Source organism: Kordia sp., assembly GCF_050633145.1.
In the GTDB taxonomy this organism is placed as follows: Bacteria; Bacteroidota; Bacteroidia; order Flavobacteriales; family Flavobacteriaceae; genus Kordia.
The window spans coordinates 79,261-91,108 of record NZ_JBOEFY010000012.1 but is presented as its reverse complement, the minus strand read 5'-3'; the positions used below and the strand labels follow the sequence as shown (position 1 = coordinate 91,108).

11 protein-coding genes are annotated in these 11,848 nt (G+C 34.2%); 4 read left to right on the top strand and 7 right to left on the bottom strand.

The features are described from left to right. The 7 genes from ACRBBL_RS06525 to ACRBBL_RS06495 all read right to left on the bottom strand — a co-directional run bounded on the left by ACRBBL_RS06525 (position 1) and on the right by ACRBBL_RS06495 (position 7,211). Positions 1-513, bottom strand: a complete 513-nt coding sequence (locus ACRBBL_RS06525; protein ID WP_431368213.1) for an OmpH family outer membrane protein — start codon at positions 511-513, stop codon at positions 1-3. 44 nt (positions 514-557) lie between these two features. Beyond that, complete coding sequence (locus tag ACRBBL_RS06520) at positions 558-1,442, bottom strand: OmpH family outer membrane protein (protein WP_431368212.1); 885 nt, start codon at positions 1,440-1,442, stop codon at positions 558-560. Between the two features lie 47 nt (positions 1,443-1,489). After that, the gene (gene bamA, locus ACRBBL_RS06515; RefSeq protein ID WP_431368211.1) at positions 1,490-4,111 is read right to left on the bottom strand and encodes an outer membrane protein assembly factor BamA; all 2,622 of its coding nucleotides are present in this window, start codon (positions 4,109-4,111) and stop codon (positions 1,490-1,492) included. A gap of 7 nt (positions 4,112-4,118) precedes the next feature. Continuing rightward, the gene (locus ACRBBL_RS06510; RefSeq protein ID WP_431368210.1) at positions 4,119-4,859 is read right to left on the bottom strand and encodes an isoprenyl transferase; all 741 of its coding nucleotides are present in this window, start codon (positions 4,857-4,859) and stop codon (positions 4,119-4,121) included. Between the two features lie 20 nt (positions 4,860-4,879). Then, entirely contained in the window at positions 4,880-5,548 is a 669-nt protein-coding gene (locus ACRBBL_RS06505; RefSeq protein WP_431368260.1) for a DUF6089 family protein, read from the bottom strand. 118 nt (positions 5,549-5,666) lie between these two features. Continuing rightward, positions 5,667-6,551, bottom strand: a complete 885-nt coding sequence (locus tag ACRBBL_RS06500) for an NAD kinase (protein ID WP_431368209.1) — start codon at positions 6,549-6,551, stop codon at positions 5,667-5,669. 3 nt (positions 6,552-6,554) lie between these two features. Continuing rightward, complete coding sequence (locus ACRBBL_RS06495; protein ID WP_431368208.1) at positions 6,555-7,211, bottom strand: acetoin utilization protein acuB; 657 nt, start codon at positions 7,209-7,211, stop codon at positions 6,555-6,557. A gap of 95 nt (positions 7,212-7,306) precedes the next feature. Here ACRBBL_RS06495 and ACRBBL_RS06490 point away from each other — a divergent pair, with 95 nt between their 5' ends. The 4 genes from ACRBBL_RS06490 to ACRBBL_RS06475 all read left to right on the top strand — a co-directional run bounded on the left by ACRBBL_RS06490 (position 7,307) and on the right by ACRBBL_RS06475 (position 11,708). Next, positions 7,307-8,023 (top strand): pyridoxine 5'-phosphate synthase, encoded by a 717-nt coding sequence (locus ACRBBL_RS06490; protein ID WP_431368207.1) that lies wholly within the window; start codon positions 7,307-7,309, stop codon positions 8,021-8,023. Further along, positions 8,023-8,793 carry an alpha/beta fold hydrolase gene (locus ACRBBL_RS06485; RefSeq protein WP_431368206.1) on the top strand — a complete coding sequence of 257 codons (771 nt, stop codon included), beginning with the start codon at positions 8,023-8,025 and terminating at the stop codon, positions 8,791-8,793. The genes ACRBBL_RS06490 and ACRBBL_RS06485 overlap by 1 nt, the downstream gene beginning before the upstream one ends. Before the next feature lie 127 nt (positions 8,794-8,920). Continuing rightward, on the top strand, positions 8,921-10,174 hold the full coding sequence (locus ACRBBL_RS06480) for an OmpP1/FadL family transporter (RefSeq protein ID WP_431368205.1): 1,254 nt from the start codon (positions 8,921-8,923) through the stop codon (positions 10,172-10,174). Between the two features lie 19 nt (positions 10,175-10,193). Next, positions 10,194-11,708 (top strand): G-D-S-L family lipolytic protein, encoded by a 1,515-nt coding sequence (locus ACRBBL_RS06475; protein ID WP_431368204.1) that lies wholly within the window; start codon positions 10,194-10,196, stop codon positions 11,706-11,708. Positions 11,709-11,848 lie beyond the last annotated feature (140 nt).

Here is an 11,848-nt window from a genome sequence, read left to right as displayed (position 1 = left end):
TTACTTGATACCTAATTCTTTCTTAACAGAATCCATTAAGTTAGTTCCGTCAGCAAGTAATAAACCTGAACCTGGTGTTTCATCAAGTACATAGGCAAATCCTTGTGCTCTTGCTACTTTTTGAATTGCAGCCAATGCTTTTTCTTGAATAGGCTTTGTTAAGTCAATATATTTTTGTTCTGCTGTTTTTTGAGCAGCAGCTTGAGCTTCTTGGATACGTGTTTCTAATTCTGCTAATTCTTTCTTTCTAGAATCATTTTCAGCATCTGTTTTTCCAGGAGCTTCATTTGTGTACTGAGTTAATTTATTTCTGTATTCGGTTACAGAAGCTTGAATATCTGCACCTAATGATTGTTGTAATTTGTCAAACTCATCCTTAGCTTCTTTCATTTCCGGCATTGCGCTAATCAATTGTTGCGTATTAATGTGAGCAACCTTTGTCTGTGCATTTGTAAAACTTACCATTCCGAAAAATAGTACTGCAATTGCAACTAGCTTTTTCATTTGTTTCATGATTTTCAATTATTTACTTTAAGTGTTATTTATATTAATTGTTGTTATTTTCCGTCACCGGCACCACCGCTTTCGCCGTTTTCTTCGTTTTCTTTCTTTTTCTCTTCCTGCTTCTTTTTGCGTTCTTCTTCTCGTTTTTTACGCTTTTCTTCAGCAGCTTTCTTTTTTGCTTCACGTGCTTCGATGAGCTTTTTACGTTTTTCTTCGTACGCTTTTTTCTTAGCTTCACGTTCTTCCAAACGTTTCTTTTTACGCTCGTCTAATATTTTTTGACGTTCAGCTTTCTTTTCTGCCGCGGCTTGTTTTTTTGCTTCTACTTCAGGATTAGGCTCAGAATCTTTATCTTCAAATTTAGATTTCTCGTTCTTTTTCCTGATTTTCTCTTCTTTACCTTTACGTTTTTCATCTCTATTGATCACACGTAACACTTGATCACTTATGTCAAACTTCTTTGCAGAGAAAAGCATTACTACATCAGCTGATTTGTCAAACACAAAATCGTAACGTTTCTTTTTTGCGATATCTTGAACTGCGGTTAACACTTGGTCTTGAATAGGTTTTACCATATTTTGACGTTGTGCCATTAAACTTCCAAAAGGACCAAAACGATCTTGTTGGTATGTTTGTAATTCTTGTTCTAAGATTTCTATTTCTTCTTCACGCTCGTCAACCAATTCTTTGGTTAGCAAAACACGTTCCGCACTTAGATTTTTTTTCATTTGATCTATTGCGTTTTGCTTCTTTTGAATTTCGTTTTTCCAGCGTTGTGCTTTTGCTTCTAACTGTGTGTTTGCTTCTTGATATGCTGTTACGTTTTCTAAAATGTATTCCATATCAATATAGCCAACTCTTGCACCATTTACACGTTGTGCGTTTACGGTAGATAATGTGAGAAGCATTGTTAATAAAAAAAGAACTTTAGTTTTCATGTCTGTCGGTTTGTTAATAGAAAATATCGTGCCAAAATTTAAATTACTTAAAATTGCTGTCCGATAATAAAGTGTGTTTCCCATCCGTTTCGTTGCGTAGTTCCTGGGATTGGATCAAATCCATATCCAAAGTCAATACCTAACAATCCAAATGCAGGCATAAATATACGTAATCCTGCACCAGCCGAACGATTTAAGTCAAACGGACTGTATTCTTTAAACGAATTAAATGAGCCACCTGCCTCTAAAAATGCTAACGTATAAATAGAAGCTGTTTGCTTTAATGTAATCGGATAACGTAACTCTAACGAAAATTTATTGTAAATAGTACCTCCATCTATATTAGAAAGTGATTGATTTGGATATCCACGCAATGCAATTGCCTCTCTACCGTCCAAACTGAAGTTCCCTAATCCGTCTCCACCAACGAAGAATCTTTCAAAAGGAATGATTCCTCTATCGTTGTTATACGCTCCTAAGAACCCAAAATTAGCTTCTGTTTTTAGGACTAATTTATCAACTACATTTTGGTACCAAGCACCTTTAAATTTAATTTTATAAAATTCTAACCATTTAAATTTTTCTTGATCAACTTTTCCTCTGTCTGTTATAGAAACTTCTCCTGGTTCTAATGTTGGACCTAAATTTGCTGGTTCACCCGGCGCTCCTGCATTTGCATTTAAGAAGTTTCCATTTGCATCTTTCAGCTGAAAATCTTCTTGATTTTCTAAATTTCCATAGTCTACGTTATTAAACAGCGAATAAGGTAAGGAAAGTTTTGCACTTACGGAGAATTCTGAACCTTGCATTGGGTAAATTGGGTTTGGACCCGATGAATTTCTCGATAAGGCAACTGTGTATGAGAAGTTGTTTGAGAATCCATCACCAAAGGTAAATAAACCTGTGTTATAGTTCTTTAAGTTGTAATGCTGGAAGCTTAATGCTTGCGATAATACAAAATAATCATCTGGTTCAGCTAAACGTTTTGCCAATCCTACAGATAATCCTGTAATTAAAAAACGTCTGTCTTTGTCAGCACTGTTTGTTTGCGGATTGAATAAGAATTGTACTGTATGTGATAAAGAAGAAGTAAACTGTACTGGTTTTTTTCCTCCTAACCATGGTTCTGTAAATGAAAAGCTAAACGTTTGGAAAAATCTACTTGCTTGCGCACGTAACGCTAATTTTTGTCCATCACCAGTTGGTAAAGGCTTATATGCATCACCATTAAATAAGTTTCGAATAGAGAAGTTATTAAAAGATAGTCCTAAGGTTCCAATGAAACCTCCACCACCATAACCACCTTGTAGTTCTATTTGGCTTCCTCCACGTTCTGCTAAGCTATATTCAACATCAACAGTTCCACTGTTTGGGTCTGGATTTTTGATTTCTGGTTTGATTTGCTCTGCATCAAAGAATCCTAATTGACCTAATTCACGAATGGTACGGATAATTTTGTCCTTACTATATAATTCTCCTGGTTTTGTTCTGATTTCACGATAAATAACGTGATCGTTTGTTTTTTCGTTTCCAACTACAGAGATATTGTTGAAATATGCTGGTTTTCCTTCAATGATACGAATTTCGAAATTGATAGTATCATTTTTTGCTGAAACCTCAACAGGGTTGATATTTGAGAATAAATACCCGTTGTTTTGGTATTGATTTGTTAAATCTTGCGCGTCAGGATCAGTTTCGTCAGCAATACGCTTTTCTAATAATACTCCATTATACGTATCCCCTTTTTTAATACCTAACAAACTGTTTAACTGTCTGTCTGTGTAAACAGTATTTCCTAAAAATGTAATATCACCAAAGTAATATTTATTTCCTTCTTCAAGTGCAATATCAATATTTAGAGTATTGTCTTCATTCCAGCTAATTGAATCGCTTACAATACGTGCATCACGGAAACCATTTTCCTTATACTTTTCAATAATAGAGTTTAAATCTTCCTTGTAATCTTCAGGAATCAACTTTGAAGATTTAAAAATACGGAATAGGAATTTTTCCTTCGTATTTTTCATAGCTCTACGTAACTTCTTGTCTTTGAATTGCTTGTTTCCTGAGAAGCGAATATTTTTGATTTTAATCTTTTTACCACGATCAACATTTACAATCACTTTCATGTTGTTTTTAGCATTGTCTGTAGTATCTGACTCAGTAACAATATTTACTTTCGTGCGATAAAACCCTTGTTTTTTATACTTGTTTTGGATGTAGTTTTTAGTGTTTGCTAAGAAACTTTCGGTAACTTTCTTTCCTTTTTTAAGTTCGGTTTCTTTGATTACCGTAGCAGCTTTATTTTCTTTTAAACCACGAACTTCCACATTTGACAATGTCGGTAATTCTTGAATGTTTAACTCTAAGAATACTTTATCACCTTCAATACGTTCTATATAAAAGTTGATATCGCTAAAAAGCTCTAATCCCCATAATTTTTTAATAACTGCACTAATTTCTTCTCCGGGAACTAAAATTTCCTGTCCTTCACGTAATTGAGTGTACGTAATAACGGTTTGTTCGTTATAACTTTTTAATCCAGTAACCTTAATGCCGCCAATAGTGTATTTCTTTCCTTTATCAAAAGTAGTTTCTTGTGCATACGAGGTAATACTGCAAAACAGTATTAATAATAACAATAATGATTTTAGGTATTTTTTCTGCATTAAAATTCTAATTAATTTGTTCGCTTGTTTTTCCAAATCTTCGTTCTCTATTTTGATAATTAATCAACGCTTCATATAAATTTTCCTTGCTAAAATCTGGCCATAATACGTCGGTAAAATATAGTTCAGCATATGCAATTTGCCATAGCAAAAAATTACTTATACGGTGTTCTCCACTAGTACGTATAAGTAAATCTACATCTGGTAAATTTTGCGTGTAAAGATGCTGATTAATAATGGATTCGTCAATAGATTCCAAAGAAATTATATTATTTTTAACTTTATGACATATTTCTTTAACAGCATTTTTTAATTCTTCTCTTGAACCGTAGCTCAATGCCAGTGTTAATGTCATGTGTGTGTTATCTTTAGTCTTTTCGATAACCTCAAACAATTCTCTTTTGGCTCTTTTAGGGAGTGTGTCCAGAGAACCAATGGCTTGTAGTTTTATGTTGTTTTTTTGAAGGATTTTAAGTTCTTTTCGTAAAGAAGAAACTAGTAAACGCATCAATGCTTCTACTTCTAGTTTTGGGCGATTCCAATTTTCAGTAGAGAAAGCATAAAGTGTTAAATTTTTAATACCAAGTTTGGCACAAGTTTCTACGGTTTGTCGTACAGATTTAGTTCCATTCTCATGACCAAATACACGAAGTCTTCCTTTTTGTTTTGCCCAACGACCATTTCCGTCCATAATAATGGCTAAATGTTGCGGCAAAAAGTCTTTCTGTATTTTCTCCTCTAAACTCATTCGTGTTTTTGCTTGCTACACTAGTAACAATAACAGGGTTTTTTTCCAAAAGTATAGGTTAGGGTAATTCCCGTAAACATATACCAATCGTTACTATTTATATTTCCAAACTTCAAATTGTCAAAATCTTCTTTATCATTTACTGGATTGCTTCCATCTATATCATCCGTAAAAGTATATCGAGCGCCAATTTCTAAACCTAATACCCATTTATCTGAAATGGTCATTTTATATCCTAATGCCATCGGAATAGCAAAAGTATTGTCATCTCCATAAGAGATAATTTTACCATCATCCAAAAATAGTGTGTCATAGCCAAAATATGAAACACCTGTATATAAATATGGTGCGCCTTGCGCATCTGTTTCGTGTAAATTAAATTCCCAAAAAGTAAATTCAATACCTAATGACAATTCAGTAATCGTATTTGTAAACTGTAATCCTCTTAGATTTCTTGACGGATCATCAGAATTAATATCTTTTCCTTCTAATAGTGTTCGTGTGATAGATGCTCTAAACGAATGTCTTTCACTTCTATTCCATTTATATATAGCTCCATACGCCAAATGGTTTGGATTAATATACTGTGTTGATCCCACATCACCAATAAAATTACTATAGCCAATGTACCCTCCAATTTCGTGGAGTTGTGCATTCATAGTTTGGGCTAAAGTAAAACCAACCAACATTATAACGAGTCTTCTCATAGGTATCAAAAGTTTGCAAATATAGTATTCTCTTTTGTTATAGGCAATTCATAAAATAAACCTATGGCTTTTAAACATAATTTGCAGGGTTTTATTGCTCTTAATTTCGTTTATCTTCGCCCCAAAGAAGTTTTTTTCGAAGTGTTTTTAAGAAACTCTGCCCTTTAAGCTCTACAAGCTTTACTGTAAAAGGGGCTTTTTTGATAGTAATCATGCTATTAATGTTTACAGTTGCAATTCGAGAATCTAAAGAAATAAGATGTTTGTCTTCACGACCAGACACTTCTAGTCTAATGGTAGTATGATCGGGGATTACTAATGGACGCGCATTTAAGTTATGTGGCGCAATTGGTGTTAATACAAAATTATTATTATTTGGTGTAATTACGGGGCCGCCACAACTTAGTGAATATCCTGTAGAGCCAGTTGGAGTAGCTACAATTAATCCATCTGCCCAATATGAAGTTAAATATTCATCATTTAAATGTGTTTTTACCGTAATCATGGAAGTGGTATCTTTTCTGGCGACAGTAACTTCGTTTAAGGCAAAATTCATTTCTAAAATATCTTCATTAGTGGGAGAAGTTTCAACCGCAAGTACACTTCTTTCAATAACAGTGTATTCTTTTCTAACAATTTTAGCAATCGCTTCTTGAATTTCTTCTTTTTGAATAGTTGCTAAAAAACCAAGTCTTCCTGTATTTATTCCTATAATAGGAATGTTTAAATCTTGTACAAGTGTGATGGTTCTCAAAATAGTTCCATCGCCACCAATACTAAAAAATAAATCGAATGATTCGTCTAAATCAGCGTAAGATTCAAACGTTTTATAGGTTTCTTTTACCTCAATTTTCTCTGAAAAAATCTCATAGTATTTCTTTTCAATATAAATATCTACTCCGTATTGCTGTAAGTTGTGCAGCAAATACGTAATGTACTCTCCTGAGTTTTTGTGGTAAAATTGACCGTAAATACCAATCTTCATGACCTAAATGTTCAAGTATTTATCTAAATAATCCGAACGTTCTTTTAAACTTCGCATGTAGCTGTCTTCCGCAAATTCAGAAACAATATTATAACTATACCTTCTAAAAGATTGTACAATTTCGTTTAAACCTGCATTGCTCAACTTCATCGTTACTTGTACTACATCACGTTCCGCTTTTGAAATAAATGCACCTAACAGACGCGCATTGTTCGATTCTACAATTTGACTGATTTCACTAAAAGAATAATCTTTAATTCCTTTTTCAACAATTAAAACACTCCCTAACTCATGTAAAAAAGGAGTTTTGTTAAAAATACTAATGATATCATTTAACTCATAATAACCTATATAATCGTTCTTCTCATTTAAAATAGGCATAATGTTCGATGAGTTTTGCGCAAACGCTTCCAAAACATCGATCCAATTGGTTTGAGCGCGTACAAAAAACTGTTCCAGTGCATAGCGACATTCGCTAATAGGTTTTTCAGCATCAAAACAATGTGAATCTGTCTCAGACATACATCCTAAATAGACTCCGTTTTCGGTAATAGGAATGTGCGAAAATGTAAGTTTATTAAAAACCAATTGCGCTTCTTTTACAACATCATCAATAGATAATGGTGTAACGTCATTCAATATATATTGTGCAATATTCATAGAACAAAAGATTTGAGGGCGCAAATTAATTAAAAATAACTACTTCTAAGCATGCTAACTTTGTATTTTTGTACCCAGTTTAAAAATATAACGCAATGACAACTAAACTTAGTGTAAACATAAATAAAATTGCCACATTACGAAATTCTAGAGGTGGTGATGTCCCAAATTTAATAAAATTTGCAAAAGATGTACAAGAATATGGAGCACAAGGAATCACAATTCATCCAAGACCAGACGAACGTCATATTCGTTACCAAGATGCACGCGATTTAAAACCCATTGTACATACAGAATACAATATTGAAGGAAATCCAATTCAAAAGTTTATGGATTTAGTATTGGAAGTAAAGCCAACACAAGTAACTTTAGTGCCAGATGCAGTAGACGCAATTACTTCAAATGCTGGTTGGGATACGATAAAGCACAAAGATTTCTTAACAGAAGTGATTACTGAGTTTAAAAATAACGGAATTCGTACTTCAATATTTGTCGATCCTGTTATAAAAATGATTGATGGAGCTAAAGCTGTTGGAACAGATCGTATTGAATTATACACGGAAGAGTTTGCACATCAATATAGTTTAGGGAATACAAAAGCCATTCAGCCTTACATTGATTGTGCAGTGCAATCAAACGAATTGGGAATTGGAGTCAATGCAGGGCACGATTTAAGTTTAGATAATATTGAATTTTTTGCCAAGGAAATTCCTGGTTTGCTAGAAGTGTCTATTGGTCATGCGCTAATTGCAGAGTCATTATATCTAGGTGTAGAGAATGTTGTCAATATGTATTTAAACAAATTAAAATAATGATTTTACATTCTAATATTGTTGGGAGCGAAGGAAAGCCGTTGTTAATTTTACATGGTTTCTTGGGAATGTCTGATAACTGGAAAACGCTCGGAAAGAAATTTGCAGCAGCTGGTTTTCAAGTACATTTAATAGATCAACGAAATCATGGACGTAGTTTTCATTCGGATGAATTTAATTATGATCTCCTTGCGGAAGATGTAAAACGCTACTGCGAACATCATCAGCTAGATCGTATTTCGTTAATAGGACATTCTATGGGCGGAAAAACGGCAATGTTGTTTTCTGTCAACTATCCAGAAATGCTTGAAAGACTCATTATTGTTGATATTGGGCCAAAATTCTACCCAACACATCACGAGCAAATACTGGCTGGCTTAGTTGCTATTCAAAAAGAAACACTTACTAGTAGAAGTGCAGCAGAAGACATCATGGAACATTATGTACCTGATTTTGGCACACGCCAATTCTTGCTTAAAAACTTATTCTGGCAAGCAGACAAAACATTAGGTTTACGTATCAACTTGGAAGCACTTATTGAAAATGTAGAAGAAGTAGGAGAACCATTGTCTAATTTTGCTTTTTATGATAAAGATACCTTATTCTTAAAAGGAGATAAATCGGAGTATATTCTTACAGGTGATGAAGAAACAATACAGCAACACTTTCCAAAAGCAATTATTCAAGAAGTGTCAAATGCAGGACATTGGTTACACGCTGAAAATCCCAAAGAATTTTTTGAAAAATCCTTGCTTTTTTTGAATTCTTAAGAATTACTTTAAATTTACTATGAATGCATAATAAATTCGTTTAATCCTTGTATTTATCATAATTTATGCTAATTTTGATGCTTTAATTTTACGAAAAATTAACCTTAAATCAACATTTTTATTTATTATGAAGAAACTATTATTGGTACTGACCATGGCATTTTCGGCTTCGGTAGTATATGCTGGAGGATATAGAGTCGGAGTACAAGGTCATAAGCAATTGGCAATGGGACATACGGGAGTTGCGGTTGTAACAAGTGCGGAATCAGCATTTTTCAACCCTGCAGGTCTAGTATATTTAGATGGGAAGCTTAATGTATCACTAGGAGCAGCAGCTGTGCTTTCAAATACATCATATCAAAACAGAGAATTTGGGTATTCAGCAGAAGCTGACAATCCAGTTGGAACTCCATTTTATGCGTATGGAGCTTATAAAATTAACGATTGGTTGTCTGCAGGTATAGCAATATATACACCTTACGGAAGTAGAGTAGAATGGCCAACAGATTGGGAAGGATCACACTTAGTAAACAATATTGAATTATCAGCAATTTTTGTTCAACCTACAATTTCGATCAAAATATCTGATAAATTAAGTGTTGGTGGTGGACCAATATATGTAACAGGAGCTGTAAACTTTAATAGAAACTTATCTAGAAGTTTATCAGATGAAGCTGGAAATCGTTCTAATGTAACAATTGATGCTTCTGGAATCAATGCTTGGGGTTATACAATTGGAGCTATGTTTCGTCCAACGGAAGATATTAACTTAGGATTTAATTATCGTTCAAAAATTAATATGGATGTTGAAAGAGGTGATGGAACGGCAGATTTTGAAAACTTGCCAGGAGCTTTAGCAGCAGGTTTTGCTGATGGAGACTTCACAGCATCTTTACCATTGCCAGCAGAATTAACGTTTGGAGCTTCTTTTAAGCCAGCAGACAAATGGTTAATTGCTTTTGATTATACAAGAACATTTTGGGATGCGTACAAATCATTAGATGTACAATTTTTCAACTCAGCAGGATTGTCAAGAAACCCAAGAAACTACAAAAATTCATCTATCTACAAAATTGGAGCACAGTATGAAGCTTCTCAAAAAGTAACTGTTAGAGCAGGATTTTACTTTGACGAATCACCAATTAGAGATGGATTCTTTGCGCCAGAAACGCCAAGACCAGATTCAGTAAACTTTACAGCTGGTTTTTCGTATAACTTAAATAGTAGATGGGCAATTGATGCCTCTGTATTATATGTACATTCAAATGAAATTGATAATTCGTATAATAGCTTTGTAGAAGCAGGACAACGTTTATCATTTGAAGGAGAGTATAAATCGAATGCTTTAGTAGCAGGAATTGGAGTATCGTACAAATTATAATATCAAAGAGCAGAAAAAAATGAAAAATAATATAAAATATATAGCAGTATTAGCGTTAGGATTATTTGCTTGTGAACCAGAATTTGATAATCCAATTGACGAAAGCGGAACGTATACAAGTGGATCGGCAGACTTTACAACATTTGTTGCAGTTGGTAACTCACTAACAGCTGGTTTTCAGGATGGAACTGTATTTAGAAGCGGACAACAAAACTCATTTCCAAACATCATGGCAGAGAAATTTGCTTTTGCTGGTGGAGGAGCATTTACACAACCATCATATGATGATGATGTAAATGATTCAGGAGGATTCTTATTAGCAGGAAATCCATTACCAGGGTTTGATACGCGTTTGGTAATTGACGCAAGTCAAGGAAGACCAGAAAACCTAAATATAGCACCTACTGCAGAAGTATCGTCATTGCAGCAAACTGCATACAATAACATGGGAGTTCCAGGTGCAAAATCTTTTCACTTAGGTTTTCCGGGATACGGAGATATTAATAACTTAGCAATCGGAGCAGCAAACCCTTACTATGTAAGACATGCAACGACATCAAATGCTACAGTAATTGGAGATGCAACTTCTTTAAATCCTACGTTTTTTGCACTTTGGATAGGAAACAATGATATCTTATCATATGCGACTTCTGGAGGAGTAGGAGTTGATAGAACAGGAAATCCAAATGTATTATCTTATGGATTTAACGATATTACAGATCCAGGTGTATTTGCATTTACATACCAAGCTTTAGTTGATGCCTTAACGGCTAACGGAGCAAAAGGTGTGGTAGCTACTTTACCAGATGTAACATCTATTCCATACTTTACAACAGTTCCTTACAATCCAATTCCAATGGATGCACAAACTGCAGCGCTTGCTAACGGTGGTTATGCAGGGTATAATGGAGGATTGCAATTTGCAGCAGCAAATGGTTTAATTACAGCATCGGAAGCGGCGCAAAGAACAATTTCATTCTCTGCAGGTCAAAATGCAGTAGTTATAGTTGATGAAGACTTGACAAATCTTACTGGATCTGGAATTCCAAGCTACAGACAAGCAACAATAGATGATTTAATGGTATTACCATCTTTAGGATTCATCGGAACCTTCGCGGAGCCAGGAAATCCTGCTTCTATAAATGGAGTTGGAGTGCCTTTAGCTGATAACTGGGTATTAACTGCTACAGAAATTCAATTGGTGAGAAATGCTAGAACAGCATACAACAATACAATTGTGGCTATTGCAGCAGCAAATGATTTAGCAGTAGCAGATATGGCAGTTAAATTAGAAGAATTAGTTTCTGGTTTGCGTACTGCTGATGGGCAAATTTATACAAACAACTATTTTGATGGATCTAGCGATGCAATATCTACAGCAGTATTCTCTTTAGATGGTGTACATCCAAACTCAAGAGGTTATGCAATTGTTGCAGACGAATTCATTAGAGTTGTAAATGAAAAATATGGTGCTAATGTACCAAGAGTAACTGCAGGATACTATCCAGGAGTTACTGTAGTTCCAACGAACTAAAATGATACAAAATACATATAGAGAAAAGCACTGAGAAATCGGTGCTTTTTTTATGTGTAAAAGTTTCAAATAAAATGAAAATCAATACAAAAAAACTTCCTCATAAATAATATGTATCAAAATTTCTGTAATTGCAGTAA